Source organism: Streptomyces sp. NPDC058864, from assembly GCF_042742985.1.
Classification (GTDB): domain Bacteria; phylum Actinomycetota; class Actinomycetes; order Streptomycetales; family Streptomycetaceae; genus Actinacidiphila.
This window is the reverse complement of record NZ_JBHYMQ010000002.1, coordinates 21242-42276: the sequence shown is the minus strand read 5'-3', so window position 1 is coordinate 42276 and position 21035 is coordinate 21242. Positions and strand designations below refer to the sequence as shown.

Annotated in this window: 20 protein-coding genes; 12 read left to right on the top strand and 8 right to left on the bottom strand. The window is 74.3% G+C overall.

Annotated elements, in window-relative coordinates; genetic code table 11:
* On the bottom strand, positions 1-794 hold a 794-nt coding region (locus ACFW3D_RS01860), incomplete at its 3' end, for a HAMP domain-containing protein (RefSeq protein WP_500500701.1).
* Positions 795-1033: 239 nt separating this feature from the next.
* Here ACFW3D_RS01860 and ACFW3D_RS01855 point away from each other — a divergent pair.
* The 3 genes from ACFW3D_RS01855 to ACFW3D_RS01845 all read left to right on the top strand — a co-directional run bounded on the left by ACFW3D_RS01855 (position 1034) and on the right by ACFW3D_RS01845 (position 5224).
* A complete protein-coding gene (locus ACFW3D_RS01855; protein ID WP_500500266.1) occupies positions 1034-3010 on the top strand; it encodes a SpoIIE family protein phosphatase in 1977 nt (658 codons plus the stop codon).
* A gap of 570 nt (positions 3011-3580) precedes the next feature.
* Complete coding sequence (gene hemW / locus ACFW3D_RS01850) at positions 3581-4813, top strand: radical SAM family heme chaperone HemW (RefSeq protein WP_500500264.1); 1233 nt, start codon at positions 3581-3583, stop codon at positions 4811-4813.
* A gap of 18 nt (positions 4814-4831) precedes the next feature.
* Positions 4832-5224, top strand: coding sequence for a Uma2 family endonuclease (locus ACFW3D_RS01845; RefSeq protein ID WP_500500699.1), 393 nt, complete (start codon positions 4832-4834; stop codon positions 5222-5224).
* Here the strand turns inward: ACFW3D_RS01845 and ACFW3D_RS01840 are convergent.
* Positions 5208-6035 carry a DUF3097 domain-containing protein gene (locus ACFW3D_RS01840; protein ID WP_500500262.1) on the bottom strand — a complete coding sequence of 276 codons (828 nt, stop codon included), beginning with the start codon at positions 6033-6035 and terminating at the stop codon, positions 5208-5210. The genes ACFW3D_RS01845 and ACFW3D_RS01840 overlap by 17 nt on opposite strands.
* A gap of 30 nt (positions 6036-6065) precedes the next feature.
* Positions 6066-6800, bottom strand: coding sequence for an MBL fold metallo-hydrolase (locus ACFW3D_RS01835; RefSeq protein WP_500500260.1), 735 nt, complete (start codon positions 6798-6800; stop codon positions 6066-6068).
* Positions 6801-7007: 207 nt separating this feature from the next.
* On the opposite strand from ACFW3D_RS01835, the gene hrcA reads away from it, so the two are divergent.
* The 8 genes from hrcA (at position 7008) to ACFW3D_RS01795 (ending at position 16649) form a co-directional block, all read left to right on the top strand.
* The gene (hrcA, locus tag ACFW3D_RS01830) at positions 7008-8024 is read left to right on the top strand and encodes a heat-inducible transcriptional repressor HrcA (RefSeq protein WP_361797130.1); all 1017 of its coding nucleotides are present in this window, start codon (positions 7008-7010) and stop codon (positions 8022-8024) included.
* The gene (gene dnaJ, locus ACFW3D_RS01825) at positions 8024-9163 is read left to right on the top strand and encodes a molecular chaperone DnaJ (RefSeq protein WP_500500257.1); all 1140 of its coding nucleotides are present in this window, start codon (positions 8024-8026) and stop codon (positions 9161-9163) included. Before hrcA ends, dnaJ begins: the two co-directional genes overlap by 1 nt.
* A 128-nt stretch (positions 9164-9291) precedes the next feature.
* The gene (locus tag ACFW3D_RS01820; protein ID WP_500500255.1) at positions 9292-10029 is read left to right on the top strand and encodes a 16S rRNA (uracil(1498)-N(3))-methyltransferase; all 738 of its coding nucleotides are present in this window, start codon (positions 9292-9294) and stop codon (positions 10027-10029) included.
* A gap of 87 nt (positions 10030-10116) precedes the next feature.
* Positions 10117-13392, top strand: coding sequence for a S41 family peptidase (locus tag ACFW3D_RS01815; RefSeq protein WP_500500253.1), 3276 nt, complete (start codon positions 10117-10119; stop codon positions 13390-13392).
* Between the two features lie 108 nt (positions 13393-13500).
* Complete coding sequence (locus ACFW3D_RS01810) at positions 13501-13860, top strand: histidine triad nucleotide-binding protein (RefSeq protein WP_499511824.1); 360 nt, start codon at positions 13501-13503, stop codon at positions 13858-13860.
* Positions 13861-13866: 6 nt separating this feature from the next.
* Positions 13867-14781, top strand: coding sequence for a ribonuclease Z (locus ACFW3D_RS01805; protein ID WP_500500251.1), 915 nt, complete (start codon positions 13867-13869; stop codon positions 14779-14781).
* Between the two features lie 292 nt (positions 14782-15073).
* A complete protein-coding gene (locus ACFW3D_RS01800; RefSeq protein ID WP_500500249.1) occupies positions 15074-16063 on the top strand; it encodes an adenosine deaminase in 990 nt (329 codons plus the stop codon).
* A gap of 70 nt (positions 16064-16133) precedes the next feature.
* On the top strand, positions 16134-16649 hold the full coding sequence (locus ACFW3D_RS01795; RefSeq protein ID WP_500500246.1) for a hypothetical protein: 516 nt from the start codon (positions 16134-16136) through the stop codon (positions 16647-16649).
* Here the strand turns inward: ACFW3D_RS01795 and ACFW3D_RS01790 are convergent.
* Positions 16637-17452, bottom strand: coding sequence for an HAD family acid phosphatase (locus ACFW3D_RS01790; protein ID WP_500500244.1), 816 nt, complete (start codon positions 17450-17452; stop codon positions 16637-16639). The two genes, ACFW3D_RS01795 and ACFW3D_RS01790, sit on opposite strands and share 13 nt — an antisense overlap.
* A gap of 301 nt (positions 17453-17753) precedes the next feature.
* Positions 17754-18605, bottom strand: coding sequence for an FHA domain-containing protein (locus tag ACFW3D_RS01785; protein ID WP_500500243.1), 852 nt, complete (start codon positions 18603-18605; stop codon positions 17754-17756).
* Positions 18606-18731: 126 nt separating this feature from the next.
* On the opposite strand from ACFW3D_RS01785, the gene ACFW3D_RS01780 reads away from it, so the two are divergent.
* Positions 18732-19829, top strand: a complete 1098-nt coding sequence (locus ACFW3D_RS01780; RefSeq protein ID WP_500500241.1) for a carbohydrate kinase family protein — start codon at positions 18732-18734, stop codon at positions 19827-19829.
* A gap of 19 nt (positions 19830-19848) precedes the next feature.
* Here the strand turns inward: ACFW3D_RS01780 and ACFW3D_RS01775 are convergent, their stop codons facing one another.
* Genes ACFW3D_RS01775 through ACFW3D_RS01765 form a run of 3 tightly spaced genes read right to left on the bottom strand, consistent with a single transcriptional unit; the run spans position 19849 to position 21034 of the window.
* Positions 19849-20232 carry a type II toxin-antitoxin system VapC family toxin gene (locus tag ACFW3D_RS01775; RefSeq protein WP_500500239.1) on the bottom strand — a complete coding sequence of 128 codons (384 nt, stop codon included), beginning with the start codon at positions 20230-20232 and terminating at the stop codon, positions 19849-19851.
* Positions 20233-20237: 5 nt separating this feature from the next.
* On the bottom strand, positions 20238-20465 hold the full coding sequence (locus ACFW3D_RS01770) for a FitA-like ribbon-helix-helix domain-containing protein (protein WP_089221494.1): 228 nt from the start codon (positions 20463-20465) through the stop codon (positions 20238-20240).
* A gap of 53 nt (positions 20466-20518) precedes the next feature.
* Complete coding sequence (locus ACFW3D_RS01765; RefSeq protein ID WP_500500236.1) at positions 20519-21034, bottom strand: GNAT family N-acetyltransferase; 516 nt, start codon at positions 21032-21034, stop codon at positions 20519-20521.
* Position 21035: the final 1 nt, after the last annotated feature.

Below are 21035 nucleotides of genomic sequence, written 5' to 3'. Positions count from 1 at the left end.
TTGACGTTGTCGGTGAGGTCCTTCCAGACGCCGGAGACGCCGCGGACCTGGGCGCGGCCGCCGAGCTGGCCCTCGGTGCCGACCTCGCGGGCCACGCGGGTCACCTCGTCCGCGAAGGCCGAGAGCTGGTCCACCATCGTGTTCACGGTGAGCTTGAGCTCCAGCAGCTCGCCGGTCGCCTCGACGGTCACCTCGCGGGTCAGATCGCCACGCGCCACCGCTGTCGTCACCAGCGCGATGTCGCGGACCTGTGCGGTCAGCCGGGCGGCCATCGTGTTGACCGCCTCGGTCACGTCCCGCCAACTGCCGGACAGCCCGCGCACCTTCGCCCGGCCGCCCAGCCGGCCGTCGGTGCCGACCTCGCGGGCCACCCGGGTCACCTCGCCGGTGAACAGCGACAACTGGTCCACCATGCGGTTGACCGCCCGGCCGAGCCTGCGCACGTCTCCGCGCAGCGGCCGGCTGCCGTCGTGCAGGTCCACCCGCTGCGTCAAGTCCCCGCCCGCCACGGCGTCCAGCACACGGGTGGCGTTCGCAGCCGGGATGACCAGCGCGTCGATCAGGGAGTTCGCCGCCTGCACGCTCACCGCCCAGGAACCCTGCCCCGGGCTCTCCGCGAGCCGCTCGTCCAGCCTGCCCCGGCGCACGACCTCCCGCTTGACCCGGCCCAGTTCGGCGGAGAAGTGCTGCTCCCGGGCGACGATCCGGTTGAACGTTCCGCCGAGTTCGGCCAGCACCCCCTCCGTCCCGTCGGCCAGCCGCACCCGGAAGTCGCCGTCGCACAGCGAGCGCATCGCGGTGAGCAGCGGCCGCAGTTCCGCCACGCGTATCCACTCACCGTCCGGGGGCGGGTCGACGACACGCGGACGCGCGGGAGTCGCGGTTTTCGGGGCGGGAACAGCCGATTTAAGAGCCATGACGGCCTTCTTCGGTGACTCGGCGCTTATGAGCGCGCTCAGTCTGTCACGCTGTGCGTGCCGTTAAGGGCGCAATGCCGGATCTGCTCGGGAGCCGCACAGTGGGGCCAGATTCCATGCCACGGGAGTTCGTTTCCCGCACCAGCCTGCCCGGCAACCAGCTGGCGGCCTCCGCGGCACGGAAGTTCGTCCGCGCCGTCCTGGCCGAGTGGACCGCGGAGGAGCCCTGGCCGGACGGGAGCGTCGGTGACCGCCTCGCGGACGACGCGGTGCTGCTCGTGAGCGAGCTCGTCACGAACGCGGTCATCCACGCCGGCACCACCGTCGAACTGCTCTGCCGGCTGGAGGGCGCGGCACCCGGCGGCCACGAGGAGGGCGGCCTCGTCGTCGAGGTCTCCGACCACCACCCCGCCCGGGTCGTCCGAGACCGGGCCGAACTCGCCCGCGAGGGCCGCGACGGCGGGCGCGGACTGCAGCTCGTCTCCGCGCTCTCCGAGGAGTGGGGCATCACCTACCGGCGCGACCTCAAGACCATCTGGTGCCGGCTGGCCGCCGGTGAACCCGAGGAGGCGCTGCCGTCGGCCCCCGAGGCAGACCGTGACCTGCTGCGCGGACTGCGCGCCACCGACATCCTCGCGGCGACGGCCCACCGCCTGCCGCGGCGGCACGACAGCGAGTGGATCAACCGCGGCTCGCTCTCCTTCCTCGCCGAGGCCTCCGACCTCCTCGCCGGGCAGCTCGACGAGGACATGGTCGCCTCCCTCGCCGGGCAGTTGCTCGTGCCCCGGCTCGCCGACTGGTGCGCCGTCTGGCTCTCCGGGGACGGGCCGGAGGGCACCGAGCCGCGCCTGGCCCGCGTCTGGCACGCCGCGGAGAGCCGCATCGACGGGCTGCGCATGGTGCTGGAGAAGGAACCGCCGCCGCCCGGCTCCCGCGCCGGCGCCGTGCCCTGGCCGTGGCCCGCCACCGACCAGGGCACGGACGCGTTCGGCGCGGCGCTCGCCTGCCCCCTGGTCACCGGCGGCCGCTGCCACGGCACGCTGCTGCTCGGGCGCACCGGGCTGACGCGCTTCCCCGACGAGGTCATCGGCCTCATCGAGGACTTCGCGCGCCGTGTCGCGCTCGCGGTGGGCACCGCCCGCCAGTACACCCGGCAGGCCATGATCAGCCGGGTCCTGCAGCGCGGCCTGCTGCCCGCGGGGCTCGGCGCGGTGCCGGGCGTCGACACGGCCGTGGTCTACGAGCCCACGCGTGCGGACGTCGTCGGCGGCGACTTCTACGACCTCTTCCCGGCGGGCGGCGGCCGGTGGTGCTTCGCCCTCGGCGACGTCCAGGGCAACGGCCCCGAGGCCGCCGCGGTCACCGGGCTCGCCCGGCCCGTCATGCGGCTCCTCGCGCGCGAGGGCTACGGCGTCGCGGAGGTCCTCGACCGGCTCAACCGCGCCCTTGCGGACGAGGCCGCGGCGGCCACGCTCGGCGACGCGCTCGGGCCAGGGTGGGACGTCGGGCCGCGGTTCCTGTCCCTCCTCTACGGGGAGATCGTGCCGGAGGGGGTGGGGGAGGGCCCGGGGGGGCCCGGGAAGGGAGTCCCGGGCGCCGGTTCAGGTGGCGGCGCCCTGTGCACCCTGGCCAGCGCCGGGCACCCCCTTCCGCTCCTCCTCACGAGCGGCGGCGCGGTCCGGCCCGCGGCGGTGCCGCAGATACTGCTGGGGATCACGGACGACGCGCGGTACCGCAGCGAATCGTTCCGGCTGGCCCCCGGGGACACGCTGCTGTGCGTCACGGACGGGGTGACGGAGCGGCGCAACGGGAGCCGGCAGTTCGACGACGACTACGGGCTCGCGACCGTGCTGGCGGCTTGCGCCGGGCTGGGGGCGGCGGGGGTGGCGGAGCGGATCCGGCGGGCGGTGCACGAGTACGACGTGGCGCCGCCGGATGACGATCTTGCGGTGCTTGTGCTTCAGGCCCAGTGCGGGGCGCTTCGCGGATTGCCGGTTGGTCGTGGTTGCGGTCGGTTGTTCGTGTGCGGGTTGTTTGCGCCTGCGGCGGGGGTTTTTCCCCGCCGCCCGCCCGTGGCCCCGGTCGGTCAGTGACCGCCTCGCTGCGTGCGGCGGTGGGTCGGTGGCGCGCCGGCGCACGTCCTCAGCGCTCGCGGATTCGCCGGATCATTTCGTCACCGGCATCACCGCTCGTCGCTTCCGGGCGCACCCCGCCACACCCCCTCCCGTCGTATGGGCGACTGACGGCCGGAGGGGGGTGAAGAGGCAATCCGGGGTCACCCCGGTTCGCCTTCTCACCCCCAGCGGGCGTTGGTCGCTCGCGATACGGAGGGGGTGGGGGAGTTGGGGGCACCCCCGGCCGAAGGCTGGGGGAGGGTGGGCGTTCTGGACGCTGACGTGTATTTGTTGTGCGGCAGAGCGGTGCCGAACCCGGATTGCCCGCCATGCACATAAATATGCGGTACAGAATGCCCACCCCGGAGGCCCCACCCCCGGCCCACCCACCGAACCGGGCGAGACCCGCACCAAACCGTCCCCGGGATGGGGGTCCCCCCGGCCGAAGGCTGGGGGAGGGCGGGCGGTGGGGAAAAGAACCCCAACCGCAACCACAACGCACCCGCACACGGACAAACGGCCCGGAGGGGATGGCGGACAATGGGGGGTATGCCATCCGTACTGCCCGACGGGGAGCCCATGCCGGAGGACGGCGCGCTCCCGCCGACCGCGCTGACCGGCGCGGATTCCCGCCCGCTGGGGTTCTACCTGCACGTCCCGTACTGCGCGACCCGCTGCGGTTACTGCGACTTCAACACCTACACCGCCGCCGAGCTGCGCGGCACCGGCGGCGTGCTCGCCTCCCGGGAGAACTACGCGGACACCCTGGTCGACGAGATCCGGCTGGCCCGCAAGGTGCTGGGCGACGACCCACGCCGGGTCGAGACCGTGTTCGTCGGCGGCGGGACGCCGACCCTGCTGCCGGCCGCGGACCTGGCCCGGATGCTGGGGGCGATCCGGGACGAGTTCGGCCTGGCGGAGGGCGCGGAGGTCACGACGGAGGCGAACCCGGAGTCGGTGGATCCGGCGTACCTGGAGGAGCTGCGGGCCGGGGGGTACACGCGGGTCTCGTTCGGGATGCAGAGCGCCCGCCCGCACGTGCTGCAGGTGCTGGACCGGCGGCACACGCCGGGCCGCCCGGAGCAGTGCGTGGCGGAGGCGCGGGCGGCGGGGTTCGAGCACGTCAACCTGGACCTGATCTACGGCACGCCCGGGGAATCGGACGACGACTGGCGGGCGTCGCTGGACGCCGCGATCGGCGCGGGGCCGGACCACGTGTCGGCGTACGCGCTGATCGTGGAGGAGGGCACGCAGCTGGCGCGCAGGATCCGGCGCGGCGAGGTGCCGATGACGGACGACGACGTGCACGCGGACCGCTACCTGATCGCGGAGGAGCGCCTGGCGGCGGCCGGCTACGGCTGGTACGAGGTGTCGAACTGGGCGACCTCGGAGGCGGCCCGGTGCCGTCACAACGAGCTGTACTGGACCGGCGCGGACTGGTGGGGTGCCGGACCGGGCGCGCACAGCCACGTGGGCGGGGTGCGCTGGTGGAACGTGAAGCACCCGGCGGCTTACGCGGCGGCGCTCGCCGAGGGCCGCAGTCCCGGGGCGGGCCGTGAGGTGCTCGCGGCGGAGGACCGCCGGGTGGAGCGGATCCTGCTGGAGCTGAGGCTGTCCGACGGCTGTCCGCTCGACGTGCTGGCCCCGGCGGGTGCCGGGGCCGCGGAGCGCGCGGTAAGGGACGGCCTCCTGGAGTCCGGTCCTTACCGCGAGGGCCGGGCCGTCCTCACCCTGCGCGGCCGCCTGCTGGCGGACGCGGTGGTCAGGGACCTGGTCGACTGAACCCCTCGCGCCGGGCCGATCACGCAGGACATCGCGATTCCGGAGGAGGCGAGCGAACCCCAGCCGGACCTCGTGATCCTCGAGCGCGGAGCGGGGCCCGCGTCGGGACGCCTTCTGCCGCCGGAGGCCGTCACCCTCGTCGTCGAGGTCGTCTCCAGGACCAGCGCCCACCGGGACCACGTCGTCAAGCGGTCGCTGTACGCCGCCGGGAAAGTGCCGGTCTACGTGATCGTCGACCCCCTGGCGGCCAAGTGCGTCGTCCTCACCGAGCCCGCCGGCACGGGCGATCAGGCCGACTACCGGGCCGAGCGCACCTGGAAGTTCGGTGAGGCGGTGCGGTTGCCCGTGGTGGACGTCGTCCTGGACACGTCGGAGTTCGGGGTCCTGCCGGGGCTCAGCCCGGGGACGTGACGAAGTCGATCAGCTCCTCCACGCGGCCCAGCAGCTCCGGCTGGAGGTCCTTGTAGGAGCGGACGGCGCCCAGGATGCGCTGCCAGGCGGCGCCGGTGTTCTCCGGCCAGCCCAGGGCGCGGCACACGCCGGTCTTCCAGTCCTGGCCGCGGGGGACGGCCGGCCAGGCGGGGATGCCGAGGGACGAGGGCTTCACGGCCTCCCAGACGTCGATGTAGGGGTGGCCGACGACCAGGACGTGCTCCCCGGTGACCTCCGCGGCGATGCGGGACTCCTTGCTGCCGGGCACGAGGTGGTCGACGAGGACGCCGAGGCGGGCGTCCGGGCCGGGGGCGAAGGACGCGGCGATGGCGGGGAGGTCGTCGACGCCCTCCAGGTACTCGACGACGACGCCCTCGACGCGCAGGTCGTCGCCCCAGACGCGTTCGACCAGTTCCGCGTCGTGGCGGCCCTCGACGTAGATCCGGCCGGCCCGGGCGACCCGGGCGCGGGCGCCGGGGACGGCGATGGAGCCGGAGGCGGTCAGCCGCGGGCCGGCCGCAGGGGCGGCGGAGGGGCGCACGAGGGTCACCAGGCGGCCCTCCAGGAGGAAGCCGCGGGGCGTCATGGGGAAGACGCGGTGCTTGCCGAAGCGGTCCTCCAGGGTGACCGTGGGGCCTTCGGCGGTCTTCTCGCAGCGGACGACCGCGCCGCAGAAGCCGGTGGACACCTCCTCCACCACCAGGTCCCGCTCGGCCGCGACCTCGGGCGCGGGCGTGGCGGGCCGTTTCCAGGGCGGGGTGAGGTCGGGGTCGTAGCTGCGGCTGCGCATGCCAGGGATCGTATCCGCGCGGCGCGCCGCTCAGGCGGATCCGAACCGGGCGGCGAGCGCGTCCCGTTGGGCGCGGACGAAGCGGGCGTCGACGACGGCGCCGTGGCCCGGCACGTACAGCGCGGTCTCGCCGCCCAGATGCAGCAGCCGGTCCAGGGCGGCGGGCCAGGCCTGCGGGGCGGCGTCCGGCCCGGCCTGGGGCTCGCCGGACTCCTCGACGAGGTCGCCGCAGAAGACCACGGCCGGCGTGCCCGGCACGACCACCACCAGGTCGTGCGTGGTGTGCCCCTCACCCGGGTGGACGAGCAGGACCTGGCGGTCGCCCCCGAGGTCGAGTTCGTAGGAGCCGTCCACGAGGTGGCCGGGGCGTACGAGGGCCTCCGCCGCCCGTGCGGACTCGGCCTGGCCGGCGCCGTGCTTGACCGCGTCCACGCCGAGCGAGAAGCGTTCGCGGTCGAGGTAGGTGTCGAGGGTCATCTCCCCGAAGACCTGGACGCCCTCGAAGGCGGCCGTGCCGAAGACGTGGTCGAAGTGGCCGTGGGTGAGTGCGATGTGCGTCACGTCCCGCCCGGTCAGTTCGTGGACCTCCCGGCGCAGTCCGGCTCCCTCGGGCACGGAGGAACCCGTGTCGATCAGCAGCACGCCCCCGTCGCCGACGACGACCCCGACGGTCACGTCGAGGAAGGGCAGCCGCCGCCGCGCGACCCCCGGTGCGAGCTGCTCCCAGCCGCCGGGGGAGCCCGGCGCGGTCGGTGTGGTCTCCACAACGTGACGGTATCCCCGCGACGTGCCCCGCGCCCGCTACGGTGGCCGGTCAAGGACGTCCCGGGGCCTGACCCGTGGACGGCCCTTGCCGAGGTCTTGCCACCCCGCCGTACACTGACTTGGGGAAAACTGGCACTCAGGTAAGAGGAGTGCCAGGCCACGGGGGCGACACGACCCGCACGGTGACCGAGCGACTGGAGGTGCGCGATGCTCAGTGAACGACGGCTGGAAGTACTGCGTGCCATCGTCCAGGACTACGTGGGTACCGAGGAGCCGGTCGGCTCGAAGGCGCTCACCGAGCGGCACGCCCTCGGCGTGTCCCCGGCGACCGTCCGCAACGACATGGCCGTGCTGGAGGAGGAGGGCTACATCCAGCAGCCCCACACCAGCGCCGGCCGCGTGCCGACCGACAAGGGCTACCGGCTCTTCGTCGACCGGCTCACCAGTGTCAAGCCGCTGTCCGGTGCCGAGCGCCGGGCCATCGGCAACTTCCTGGACGGCGCCGTCGACCTCGACGACGTGGTGGCCCGTACGGTCCGGCTGCTGGCGCAGCTCACGCGGCAGGTCGCGATCGTCCAGTACCCGTCGCTCACCCGCTCGACCGTGCGCCACGTCGAGCTGCTCGCGCTCGCCCCGGCCCGGATCATGCTCGTGCTGATCACGGACACCGGACGGGTGGAGCAGCGGCTGGTGGACGCCCCCGCACCGGTCGGCGAGACCGTGCTGGCCGACCTGCGCGCCCGGCTGAACAGCCGGGTGGTGGGACGCCGGTTCAGCGACGTCCCGCCGCTGGTGCAGGAACTCCCCGAGGGCTTCGAGCCCGACGACCGGCCCTCCGTCCAGGTGGTCCTCGCCACACTCCTGGAGACCCTGGTCGAGGAGACCGAGGAGCGGATCATGCTCGGCGGCACGGCCAACCTGACCCGTTTCGGGCACGACTTCCCGCTGACGATCCGCCCGGTGCTGGAGGCGCTCGAGGAGCAGGTGGTGCTCCTCAAGCTGCTGGGCGAGGCCAAGGACTCGGGTGTGACGGTGAGAATCGGTCATGAGAACTTCCATGAGGGCCTGAACTCCACATCGGTCGTCTCCGTCGGCTACGGTTCGGGCGACGAGGCGGTGGCGAAACTCGGCGTGGTCGGACCGACCCGCATGGACTACCCCGGAACGATGGGAGCGGTACGCGCAGTGGCACGTTACGTCGGACAGATCCTGGCGGAGTCGTAGTGGCCACGGACTATTACGCCGTGCTCGGCGTGCGCCGCGACGCAGGACCGGACGAGATCAAGAAGGCATTCCGCCGTCTCGCGCGTGAGCTGCACCCGGACGTCAATCCGGACCCGAAGACCCAGGAGCGGTTCAAGGAGATCAACGCCGCTTACGAGGTGCTCTCGGACCCGCAGAAGAAGCAGGTCTACGACCTCGGCGGCGACCCGCTGTCCGCCAACGGCGGCGGTGCCGGCGCGGGCGCCGGCTTCGGCCAGGGCTTCGGCAACTTCAGCGACATCATGGACGCCTTCTTCGGCACGGCGTCCCAGCGCGGCCCGCGCTCGCGCACCCGGCGCGGCCAGGACGCGATGATCCGGCTGGAGATCGAGCTGGACGAGGCGGCCTTCGGCACGACCAAGGACATCCAGGTCGACACGGCCATCGTCTGCAACACCTGCCACGGCGAGGGCGCCGCCCCGGGCACGACCGCGCAGACGTGTGACATGTGCCGCGGCCGCGGTGAGGTCTCCCAGGTCACCCGGTCCTTCCTCGGCCAGGTCATGACCTCGCGCCCCTGCCCCCAGTGCCAGGGCTTCGGCACCGTCGTCCCCAACCCGTGCCCGGAGTGCGCGGGCGACGGCCGGATCCGGTCGCGGCGCACGCTGACCGTCAAGATCCCGGCCGGTGTCGACAACGGCACCCGCATCCAGCTCGCGGGCGAGGGCGAGGTCGGCCCCGGCGGCGGCCCCGCCGGCGACCTGTACGTCGAGATCCGCGAGCTGCCGCACGCGGTCTTCCAGCGGCGCGGCGACGACCTGCACTGCACCGTCACCATCCCGATGACGGCCGCGGCGCTGGGCACCAAGGTCCCGCTGGAGACCCTGGACGGCCTGGAGGAGATCGACATCAGGCCCGGTACGCAGTCCGGCCAGTCGATCCCGCTCCACCAGCGCGGCATCACGCACCTGCGGGGCGGCGGCCGGGGCGACCTCATCGTGCACGTCGAGGTCCAGACCCCGGGCAAGCTCGACCCGGAGCAGGAGGAACTGCTGCGCCGCCTGGCGAAGCTGCGCGGCGAGGAGCGGCCCCTGGGGCAGTTCCAGCCGGGCCAGCAGGGGCTGTTCTCCCGTCTGAAGGACGCGTTCAACGGGCGTTAGGCCGGCACGGCCCAGCCGCCCGGGGGCCCGCGGCCGGGGTGCACGACACCCTGGACCGCGGGCCGTCGTGTGCCGTGAAACGATGGGCGCATGGCCGCCCTGACCCCCCGCTCCCCGAGGACCGCGCCGTGACCGCGCCCGTCTTCGTCGTCGAACCCGGTGCGCTGGGCCCGGGCCGCATCACGCTCTCCGGCCCCGAGGGGCGGCACGCGGTCTCCGTGCGGCGGCTGCGGGCGGGCGAGGAGATCGTGCTCACCGACGGCCTGGGCCGCGGTGCGTACGGCACGGTGGCGGCCGTCGACGGAAAGGACACCCTGGAGGTCGCCGTCGCCGAGGTCCGCGAGGAGGCCGAGCCGCGCCCGCGGATCACGGTCGTCCAGGCGCTGCCCAAGGGCGACCGCGGGGAACTCGCCGTCGAGACCATGACCGAGGTCGGCGTCGATGCCGTCGTGCCGTGGGCCGCCGCCCGCTGCATCACCCAGTGGAAGGGCGAGCGGGGCGCCAAGTCCCTTGCCAAATGGCGGTCGACCGCCCGTGAGGCGGCCAAGCAGGCCCGGCGGCTGCGGTTCCCGGAGGTCGCCGATCTGCTGACGACCCGTCAACTCGCGGGGCTGCTCTCCGGTGCCGCGTTCGCGGCGGTCCTCCACGAGGAGGGCTCGGAGCCGCTCGCCACCGCCCCGTTGCCGCCCGAGGGCGACATCGTGCTCGTCGTGGGCCCCGAGGGCGGGGTCTCCCCGGAGGAGCTCGACGCCTTCGCCGCGGCCGGTGCCAGGCCGTACCGCCTCGGCGCCAGTGTGCTGCGCACCTCCACCGCCGGCGTCGCCGCCACCGCCCTCCTGCTGGGCCGCACCGGACGCTGGGGCTGACGCGGCCGCCGGGCCGGAACCCCCCCCGGCGGGCAATGAGATCGAAAACCCCTGACCAGCACGGCGCCGGGTGGTTAATGTGACGACGTGACGCAGCCGCAGCCTTCGCACCCCGCGTACCTCCGCTTCCCGCACCTGCACGGTGACCTGATCACCTTCACCGCCGAGGACGACGTCTGGGCCGCCCCTCTGGACGGCACCGGCCGGGCCTGGCGGGTCAGCGCCGACAACATGCCCGTCGGCCATCCACGGTTCTCGCCCGACGGGACGCTCATCGCGTGGACCTCCACGCGGGACGGCGCACCCGAGGTGCACCTCGCGCCCACCGACGGCGGGCCGTCGAAACGGCTGACGTACTGGGGCAGCGGCCGCACCTCCGTCCGGGGCTGGACGCCCGGCGGCGACGTGCTGGCCATCAGCACGTACGGGCAGGCGTCGCTGCGCCGCAGCTGGGCGCGGGCGATCCCGGTCGACGGCGGCCCCGCCTCGACGCTGCCGTACGGACCGGTCGGGGACGTCGCCCACGGGCCGGACGGGGCCGTGCTGCTGCTGTCGGCCACGATGGGCCGGGAGGCGGCCGCCTGGAAGCGCTACCGGGGCGGCACCGCGGGCAAGTTGTGGATCGACCGCACCGGTGACGGGGAGTTCGAGCGGATCCACGCCGACCTGGACGGCAACCTGGAGTACCCGATGTGGGTGGGGGACAGGATCGCCTTCCTCTCCGACCACGAGGGCGTCGGCGCCGTCTACTCCAGCCTCCCCGACGGCGCGGACCTGCGCCGGCACACGGCCGTGGAGGACGGCGGCTTCTACGCGCGGCACGCCGCCACCGACGGCACCCGCGTCGTCTACACCAGCACCGGCCGGCTGTTCCTGCTGGACGACCTCGACGGCGCGCAGGCCCGCCCGGTCGAGGTGCGCCTCGGGGGCCAGCGCGCCGACCTGCAGCCGCACCCGGTCCACGCGGCCCACCACCTCGGCGACGCGCGGCCCGACCACACCGGCCGGGGCAGCGCGGTGGAGATCCGCGGCACCACGCACTGGGTCACCCACCGCGGCGGCCCGGCACGGGCGTTGTCCGCCGAACCGGGGGTGCGCACGCGACTGCCGCGGGTGTTCGGCGGCGAGGGCGACCAGCAGGTCGTCTGGGTCACCGACGCCGAGGGCGAGGACGCGCTGGAGATCGCCCCCGCGGCGGGCACCGGCACCGCCGCGCCCCGCCGGCTGGCCGCGGGGCGGCTCGGCCGGGTGCTGGGGATGACGGTCTCCCCGGACGGCCACCGGATCGCCGTCGCCTCGCACGACGGCCGGGTGCTGCTCGTCGAGGCCCAGACCGGCGAGGTCCGCACCGTCGTGGAGGGCGAGCACGGCCACGCCACCGGCCTCGCCTTCTCGCCCGACTCGGCCTGGCTCGCCTGGTCGCACGCCGGGCCCGACCCGCTGCGCCAGCTCAAGCTCGCCTCGACCGCCGACCTCACGGTCGTCGACGCGACCCCGCTGCGCTTCCGGGACTCCTCGCCCGCCTTCACCGCCGACGGCAAGCACCTGGCGTTCCTCTCCGAGCGCTCCTTCGACCCGGTCTACGACGACCACGTCTTCGACATGGCCTTCCTCGGCGCCTGCCGCCCCCACCTGATCACGCTCGCCGCCACCACGCCCTCGCCCTTCGGCCCGCAGCGCCACGGGCGTCCGGTCGACTCCTCCGCGGAGGACAAGGACGGCGACGACCGCGGCCAGGACGAGGGCAAGAAGGACTCCCGCAAGGAGGACGGCGAGGACCGGCCCCGCACCCCCGTCACCAAGGTGGACGCCGAGGGCCTGGCCGACCGCATCGTGCCCTTCCCGGTCGAGGCCGCCCGCTACTCCACGCTGCGCGCGGCCAAGGACGGCGTCCTGTGGCTGCGTCACCCCGTCCGCGGGGTCCTGGGCGCGAGCCTGGCCTCGCCCGAGGCCGAGCCGCCGTCCACCGCGCTGGAGCGCTACGACCTCAAGCAGCTGCGCGTGGAGGACATCGCCGACGACGCCGACGACTTCGCCGTCAGCGGCGACGGCAACAAGGTGCTGGTGACGTCCGGTCACCGGCTGCGGGTGGCCGCGGCCGACCACAAGTCGGCCCCGTCCGACGACGAGACCGACAGCAACGTCACCGTCGACCTCTCCCGGGTCCGCGTCACCGTGGACCCGCAGGCCGAGTGGCGCCAGATGTACGACGAGTCGCACCGCCTGATGCGGGACAACTTCTGGCGCGCCGACATGGGCGGCGTCGACTGGGACGGTGTGCGCGAGCGCTACCGGCCCGTCCTGGACCGGGTCGCCACCCACGACGACCTCGTCGACCTGCTCTGGGAGGTGGCCGGCGAGCTCGGCACCTCGCACGCATACGTCATGCCGGCCGGCGGCCGCGGCGACGGGCTGCACCGCCAGGGCCTGCTGGGCGCGGACCTCGCGCGCGACGCGGACGGCGCGTGGCGCGTGGCGCGGGTGCTGCCCTCGGAGACCTCCGACCCGCGGGCCGGCTCCCCGCTGGCCGCGCCGGGCGTCGCGGTCCGGGCCGGCGACGCGATCCTCGCGGTCGACGGACGGCCCGTGGACCCGCTGACCGGCCCCGGCCCGCTGTTGATCGGCACCGTGCGCAAGCCGGTCGAGCTGACCATAGGCCCGGCGGACGGCGGGCCGGCGCGCCACGTCGTCGTCGTGCCCATCGCGGACGAGGAGCCGCTGCGCTACCACGACTGGGTCGCCGGACGCCGGGCGTACGTGCGCGAGCTGTCCGGTGGCAGGCTGGGGTACCTGCACGTGCCCGACATGGTGGGCTCCGGCTGGGCCCAGCTCCACCGCGACCTGCGCGTGGAGGTGGTGCGGGAGGGACTGGTCGTGGACGTGCGGGAGAACCGCGGCGGCCACACCTCTCAGCTGGTCGTGGAGAAGCTGGCGCGGCGGATCGTGGGCTGGGACCTGCCGCGCGGGCTGCCCGCCTTCAGCTACCCGCTGGACGCGCCGCGCGGGCCGGTCGTGGCCGTCGCCAACGAGTTCTCCGGCTCCGACGGCGACATCGTCAACGCGGCGATCAAGGCGCTGGGGATCGGGCCCGTGGTGGGCACCAGGACCTGGGGCGGCGTCATCGGCATCGACTCCCGCTACCACCTGGTCGACGGGACGCTGGTGACCCAGCCGAAGTACGCCACGTGGCTGGAGGGCGTGGGCTGGGACGTGGAGAACCACGGCGTCGACCCGGACGTCGAGGTCGTGCACACCCCGCAGGACCACGCCGCCGGGCGCGACCCGCAGCTGGACGAGGCCGTCCGTCTCGCGCTGGAGGCGCTGGAGGCCGATCCGGCCCGTACCGCGCCCCCGTTGCCGTAGCGGCGGGAGCGGGGCCCGGCGCGACCCGGGCCCCGCGACGGCACGCCGCCGCGAGGGCCACCGGTAGCATGCGGGACGTACTGATCAACCCCTGGACGGAGGCGTCAGGTGGCGGGAGAACCGCAGGCGGACTGCCTGTTCTGCAAGATCGTCGCGGGCAGCATCCCCGCGACCGTCGTGCGGGAGACCGAGACGACGGTCGCGTTCCGCGACATAAACCCCCAGGCACCGACGCACGTCCTGGTCATCCCCAAGGCGCACTACCCGGACGCCGCCTCGCTTGCCGCCCAGGCGCCCCAGCTCGCCGCGGACGTGCTGCGGGAGGCGGGCGAGGTCGCCGCCGGGGACAAGGTGGACGGCACCGGCTACCGGGTCGTCTTCAACACCGGCGCGGGCGCGGGCCAGACCGTCTTCCACGCGCACGCCCACGTGCTGGGCGGCCGTGGCCTCGAGTGGCCTCCCGGATAACCACCGGTGTCCGCACGTGAATTGGTCGTGCTCGGCACGGCCAGCCAGGTCCCGACCCGGCACCGCAACCACAACGGCTACTTCCTGCGCTGGGACGCCGAGGGCATCCTCTTCGATCCGGGGGAGGGCACGCAGCGCCAGATGCTGCGGGCCGGTGTGGCGGCGCACGACCTGACCAGGCTGTGCGTGACCCACTTCCACGGGGACCACAGCCTGGGCCTCGCCGGGGTGATCCAGCGGATCAACCTCGACCGGGTGCCGCACCCCGTCACGGCCCACTACCCCGAGTCCGGCCGCCGTTTCTTCGACCGGCTGCGGTACGCGACCGCCTACCGCGAGACCGTGCGGCTGCGCGAGGAGCCGGTGGCGGGCGAGGCGGTGGTGCTGGTCGACTCCGACGCCTTCCTGCTGGAGGCGCGCCGGCTGTCGCACCCGGTGGAGGCGTACGGCTACCGGCTGGTCGAGCCCGACGGGCGCCGCATGCTGCCGGAGCGGCTCGCGGCGCACGGCATCACCGGTCCCGCGGTGGGCCGGCTGCAGCGCGAGGGCGAGGCGGACGGGGTGACGCTCGCCGACGTGAGCGAGCCTCGCCCGGGGCAGCGCTTCGCCTTCGTGATGGACACCCGGCTCTGCGACGCCGTGTACGCCCTCGCGGACGGCTGCGACCTGCTGGTCATCGAGTCGACCTTCCTGGACGAGGACGCGGCGCTGGCCGAGGAGCACGGGCATCTGACGGCCGGTCAGGCGGCCGCGGTGGCGGCGGAGTCCGGCGTCCGGCACCTGGTGCTCACGCACTTCTCGCAGCGCTACACCGATCCGGCGGACTTCGAGCGCCAGGCCCGGGACGCGGGCTTCGAGGGCGAACTGACCGTCGCGAAGGACCTCGGCAGGGTCGCCGTGCCGAAGCGCCGCCAGGCGTAGTCCCTGCCGTCACGGTCCCTCCCGCAGCCTTCGGCCGGGGGTGCCCCCACTCGGCGCCGGCAGGTGCCCCCGGGCACGGCACTCCCCCGGCCCTCCGCGAGGGAGTGGTCGAATCGTCCGAGCGGCCCACCACGCGGACGACTCTCCGCCCGGCGGTGCACGGCACCGGACGGCGCGGGGCCCGCCCTCCGGGCGGTGGGGGCACACCCCCCCAGCGGCAGCCGGCGGAGCGCCTTTGCCGACAGGGCCCGGCCGGAGCCCTCCGCACGCCTCTGACCTGTACGGTTGCCGGGTGAGCATTCCGAAGGCCGAACTGCACCTGCACATCGAAGGCACCCTCGAACCCGAACTCGCCTTCGCCCTCGCCGAGCGCAACGGGGTCGACCTGCCCTACGCCTCGACCGAGGAGCTGCGGCAGGCGTACTCCTTCAGCGACCTGCAGTCCTTCCTGGACCTGTACTACGCGCTCATGGCGGTGCTCCGCACCGAGCAGGACTTCGCCGACCTCGCCGACGCCTACCTCGCCCGCGCCGCCGCGCAGGGCGTGCGCCACGCCGAGGTGTTCTTCGACCCGCAGGCGCACACCGCACGCGGCGTCCCGCTCGGCACCGTCGTCGAGGGCCTGGCGCGGGCCCTGGACGGCAGCCGGGAGCGGCACGGCGTCAGCACGCGCCTGATCATGTGCTTCCTGCGCGACGAGTCCGCCGAGTCCGCGCTGGAGACCTTCGAGGCCGCGCGGCCGTACCTGCACCGGATCAGCGCCGTCGGCCTGGACTCCGCCGAGGTCGGCCATCCGCCGTCGAAGTTCCGCGCCGTGTACGAGGCGGCCGCGGCGGCGGGCCTGCGCAGGGTGGCGCACGCGGGGGAGGAGGGGCCGCCGGAGTACGTGCGGGAGGCGCTGGACGTGCTCGGCGTCGACCGGATCGACCACGGCATCCGCAGCATGGAGGACCCGGACCTGGTGGCCCGGCTGGTCCGCGACCAGGTGCCGCTGACCGTCTGCCCGCTGTCCAACGTACGGCTGCGCTGCGTGGACACCCTCGCCGACCACCCGCTGCCCGCCATGCTCGACGCGGGGCTGATGGTCACCCTGAACTCCGACGACCCCGCCTACTTCGGCGGCTACGCGGGCGACACCTTCGACGCCGTGGCCGGCGCGCTCCCGCTCGGCGAGGACGAGTTGCGCCGGCTCGCCCGCAACTCCTTCCTGGCCGCCTTCCTCGACGACGAGGAGGAGTTGCGCGCCCGGTACCTCGCCGAGGTGGACGCGTACACGTTCTGAGTGCGGCCGCGCGTGCCGTCTGAGTACGCGCACTCATGCGGGCCGTGCCGCGCGGGCGGAGCATGGAGTCATGCGAAGGCACCTGATGCGGCCCGCAGCGGCCGTCACGCTGATCGTGACCACGCCCGTCGCCACCTGGGGGCTCATGGGCCGGCAGGACGTGGCCGGCTTCGAACCCGCGGAACTGGACTACCTGGTGCGGCCCTTCGCCATCCCGGAGGGGGCGGAGACCGCGATCGGCGCGGCGGCGGCCGTGCTGGCCACCGGCGCGGCCGTGGTGCTGGGCCGGGCCTCCCGTCCCGGGCCGGACCGCTTCGACGGCCGGTGGTGGGAGGTCATCGGGCCGCTGCTCGCGGCCGGGCTGCTCATCGGCGCGATCTGGCGGGCGGTGACCGCCGGGGTCATCGGCGCCAACATCGGCGCCGGGCTGGCGATCCTGCTCGGCGGGCCCCTGGTGGCCGGGCTGGTGCTGTGGTCGCTGGGCCGGGGCCTGTGGCTGGCCCGCTCGCGGCGCCGCGGCACCCGCCCCCCGCGCGGGGGGACGGGCACCGCCGGCTGGCGGCCCGCCGCCGGTCAGGGCACGTAGTACATCGGGTTGGGGAGCTTGAACGACTTGTCGGCGTGCCCGCCGTTCAGGTCGCTGTACTGGTCGCCGAAGTTGGCCAGGATGTCGTACCCCTGCGCCTCGATGTGGGCCCGGGTGCCCGCCTTGTAGTCCACGGTGGAGCAGGTCCACGTCGGGGCGGAGCAGGGCAGGTAGTCGGTGGCGACCTTGTTCTTCAGGAAGAAGTGGGCCGGGTCGGCGGTGGAGGTGTAGCCGGCGGTCCCGAGGTTGCGGACGCTCGCGGCGCGCTGCGTCTCCGGACGGCCGGTGATCCAGAAGACCGTCACGCCGTGCTCGGCGGCCCAGTCGGCGAGCTGCGGCATGCCGAAGACCGGGGCCATGTCCTTGTTCTGGATGTACGCGTCGTTGGACGCGGGCGTGTAGTTGAAGCCCACCTCCAGCTCGTAGTTGTACGTCAGCAGGGACGTGTCGTCGACGTCGAGGACGATGGCCGGCTTGCCGTGGCGGTGGTGCGCGGACTTCGCGAGGGCGTCCCGCAGGTAGTCCCGGGCCTTCTCCTCGACGCCGGCGACCTGCTTGGCGTAGTTGCCGTCGGCCGCGGCCTGGTGCTCACCGGAGGCGTCGACGGTGTCGCCGTAGTACGCCTTGATGTCGTTGACCACGTCGGTCAGGTTGGGGATCTGCTTGTCGCTGCGCGGCACGGAGGTGTCCGCGGTCGCCGCGCCGACCCCGTAGAGGGTGGCGGCGGCAGCCACCGCGGCGACGGCGGCGGCGAGGGTGCGGGTGCGCCCACGGGTGAACACGGACGGTCTGGCTGCGGGCATCGGGGAGGCTCCTTCGATCCGGCCGGAGGGCACGCACGGCCGGGCCCACGCGCTTCGGGGGGAACGCCCGGCCCTGCGGGGCTCGTTGACGCGGCGACGCTAGAGGCCCCGATCCTGCTGGTCAAGGGCTGTCTACGCGCGATGACCCCGAATCGCCGCCCGAGGACGGATCAGCCCAGGTCGCCACGTGCGGAAAGGACCGGCAAAGCTTTGGTATGCCGCCAGGACCGGGGCCGGGACCGGGTCAGGACCGGGGCCGGCGCCAGGGCCGCGGGGCCCGCGCACCGCCACGGCCGCGCGGTCAGTGGCGGTGCCGTCCCGGACGCCGCCGCCCCGGCGCGGCGCCCCTCCCGCGGGCGTGCCTCGACAGGGCCGCGCCGCCCGCGCAGAGCACGGCGCCGGCCGCGAACGCGGTGAAGCCAAGCGGTGCCTTCGGCAGCCCCCACAGGGTCTCCGCGAAGGGGTCCGGCGGGGCCTGCGCACTGCCGACTCCGCCCAGCAGGCTGAGGATCAGGGACACCCAGACGGCGAACCCGGCGAGCGCCACCACCACCCCGGCGGCGATGAGCACCCGTCCCGGCCCCCGCACCCGCAGCAGCCCGGTGCAGGCCTCCTCGGCGGCTCCGGGGTCCGCCTCGCGCCCTCCGCCGCCGTAGCGCCGGCGGCCGGCGAGGTACTGCGCGCGCCCGGACGGGTAGCGGCGGGTGTCGCCGGGCCCGGACCGGGCCCGGGTGTCCCCGAGGTCGTGGAGGACGGTCAGCGGCGGGGGAGCACCGCCGGGGATCTCCCCGGCCCCCGGGGGCTCCGCGCCGTTCGCGGGGTCCGGCCCCACCTGCCGGGCCGACTCCACCGACAGCCGCAGTTCGACGTGGCCGATGCGGAGCAGGTCCCCGTCGTGGAGGGGATGCGGCGCGTCGATCAGGGTCCCGTTGAGGTAGGTGCCGTTGGTCGAGCCGAGGTCGCTCAGCACGACGTGGCTCCCTGCGCGGTTCATCGCGGCGTGCCGCCGGCTCACGCCCTCCGCGTCGATCCGGATCCCGCTGCCGGCGAGCCTGCCGATCTCGCAGTAGCCGGCCGGCACGGGGTAGGCCCGTCCGGCGTCCGGCCCCGTGGTCACGATCAGTTGCGGCGGTGCGGCCGAGTGTCCGGGCATCTCCAGCCCCTGGGGTCATCCGCTTTCCCTCAGCATCCGTCCGCGTCCCCGCGCGGACAAACGCTGGTCACGGCCCCGGGCGCGCGTACGATCGGTCGGAACGACACCAGGTCGGGAGGAGCCCGGGTGGAAGACCAGCCCGTCCTCGATCCGCTCGCGGCGGTGCGCGGGCCGGACGACCCGGAGACCGACGTGTACCTGACCGGCACGGTCTTCCTGGACATCATCTTCACCGGTCTCGACAGCGCGCCCGTGCGCGGCACCGAGTCCTGGGCGCGGGGCATGGGGTCGAGTCCCGGCGGCGTGGCCAACATGGCGACCGCCCTCGCCCGGCTGGGCCTGCGCACCTCGCTCGCGGCCGCCTTCGGCGACGACGTGTACGGGGACTACTGCTGGGACTCCCTCTCCGAGGGTGAGGGCATCGAGCTGGCGCTGTCCCGCAAGATCCCCGGCTGGCACTCCCCGGTCACGGTCTCCATGGCGTACGAGGGCGAGCGCACCATGATCAGCCACGGCCACGAGGCCCCGCCGCCGGAGGAGCCCGCCCCGCCGTGCCCGCCGCCGAGCCGGGCGTGCGTGGCCTCCCTGGTGCCCGGGGTCCCGCAGCAGGAGTGGATCGGCACGGCCGCCGGGCGGGGCAGCCGGATCTTCGCCGACGTCGGCTGGGACGACAGCGGCCGCTGGGACCGCGCCGACCTCGCCGACCTGGCGCACTGCGAGGCCTTCCTGCCGAACGCCGCCGAGGCCATGCGCTACACCCGCACCGACTGTCCCCGGGCCGCCGCCCGCAAGCTGGCCGAACTGGTCCCGCTGGCGGTGGTCACGCTCGGCCCCGAGGGCGCGTACGCGGTGGACTCCGCGGCCGGGCAGGCCGCCGAGGTCCCGGCGCTCTCCGTGGAGGCACTGGACCCCACGGGCGCCGGGGACGTCTTCGTCGCGGGCTTCCTGACCGGCACCCTGGCCGGCTGGGCCCTCGCCGACCGGCTGGCCTTCGCGTGCCTCACGGCCGCGCTGTCGGTGCAGGAGTTCGGCGGTTCGCTGTCGGCGCCCGGCTGGATCGAGATCGCGGCCTGGTGGCAGCACGCCAAGGCCTACGACGACCAGGACCGCACCGCACTGCGCCGCTACGCCTTCCTGGACGACCTGCTGCCCACCGGCACCCGCCGCTGGCCCCTGCGCCGCGCCGTGCCGACGATCGGCTTCCGCCCGCCGCCCTTCCGCTGACGCGGTGGCGGAGCCGGCGTCAGGCGATCACGTCGATGGGGCAACGGGCCGCGTTCGCGCGCTCGATGCGGGCGTCGCCCGTGACCAGGGCGCACCCCAGGTGTTCGGCGAGCGCTGCGTAGGAAGCGTCGTACGCGGAGAGGTTGGCGCGCAGCTCCCAGATCCGATCGAGCAGGGCGTATCCCGGCATGCGCTGGATCGGCAGTGCGGACAGCAGGGAGATCGCCGTCTCCGCCGCGGCCTGGCCCAGCTTCCCTCCGAGCGACAGGCCGCGGATCGCATGGGCGGCCTCGAACTCGATGAGGGCCGGCGCGTGCAGGGTCTCGCCGGCCATCCGTTTGCGCGCGAGATCGCCCAGTGGGCCGGCGTGGGTGAGCGCGAGGACGAGTGTGGACGCGTCCACGACGATCACCCGCGGCGCCCCTCGTCGATGTGTCCGAGCAGGTCCGCCACGGAGTAGTCGGCCGTCGCCGACTTCCGCGCGCTGGCCAGTATGTCGTCGACCGTCGGTGTTCTCGCCTGTTCGATCAGCCTCTGGCGCAGGTACTCGTTCAGGGACTGGTGCGCCTCGATCGCGCGGTGCTTGAGGGTGCGGTGCACGTCGTCGGGGACGTCCTTGATCTGGATGTTCGCCATGTCGTTACGCTAGCATGCGAAACGCATGCTAGCATGCGTTTCGCATGCTAGCGTCAGACCCTGCGCTCCAGGATCTGGCCCGGCCAGTGGGCGCCCTCGGCCCGGGCGACGGTGAAGGGCTGGGCGCGGGTGAAGCCCAGGGCCTCGTACTGCCGCACGAGGCGGCCGTCGTCGCCCGCGTAGCAGTCGACGCGCAGCAGTTGGATGCCGCGCCGCCGTGTCTCGGCGACGGCGTCCTCCACCAGGGCGGCGCCGATGCCGCTGCCGGACAGCGACCGGTCGGTGACCAGCAGCCGCAGGTACAGCTCGGGCTCGTCGACGGGCGGGGCGTAGTCGGGCTTCTCCTCGGCCAGCACGCACACGCCCACCAGCCGGCCGTCGGTCTCGGCGGCGCGCAGCAGGTACTCCTCGGCGTACCGGGTCACACGTTCCACCGCCGGGGGCCGGGAGGACCAGGGGCGGGTGCCCCACTGGCCGGTGCGGCCGCGTGCGGTCAGCCACGCGATGGCCCCGTCGAGCAGGGCGAGCGTCGCGGGCAGGTCCTCGGGTCCTCCGGTGCGGATCTCCATT

Excerpts from the sequence above, each read along its gene's own strand:
- ACFW3D_RS01840 (WP_500500262.1), bottom strand. The coding sequence starts at position 6,035 with ATGCGCAGCCGCAGCTACGACCCCGACCTCACCCCGCCCTGGAAACGG.
- ACFW3D_RS01790 (WP_500500244.1), bottom strand. The coding sequence starts at position 17,452 with ATGCCCGCAGCCAGACCGTCCGTGTTCACCCGTGGGCGCACCCGCACC.
- ACFW3D_RS01770 (WP_089221494.1), bottom strand. The coding sequence starts at position 20,465 with ATGGCGAACATCCAGATCAAGGACGTCCCCGACGACGTGCACCGCACC.
- ACFW3D_RS01795 (WP_500500246.1), top strand. The coding sequence starts at position 16,134 with ATGCGAAGGCACCTGATGCGGCCCGCAGCGGCCGTCACGCTGATCGTG.
- hrcA (WP_361797130.1), top strand. The coding sequence starts at position 7,008 with ATGCTCAGTGAACGACGGCTGGAAGTACTGCGTGCCATCGTCCAGGAC.
- ACFW3D_RS01785 (WP_500500243.1), bottom strand. The coding sequence starts at position 18,605 with ATGCCCGGACACTCGGCCGCACCGCCGCAACTGATCGTGACCACGGGG.
- hemW (WP_500500264.1), top strand. The coding sequence starts at position 3,581 with ATGCCATCCGTACTGCCCGACGGGGAGCCCATGCCGGAGGACGGCGCG.
- ACFW3D_RS01765 (WP_500500236.1), bottom strand. The coding sequence starts at position 21,034 with ATGGAGATCCGCACCGGAGGACCCGAGGACCTGCCCGCGACGCTCGCC.
- ACFW3D_RS01855 (WP_500500266.1), top strand. The coding sequence starts at position 1,034 with ATGCCACGGGAGTTCGTTTCCCGCACCAGCCTGCCCGGCAACCAGCTG.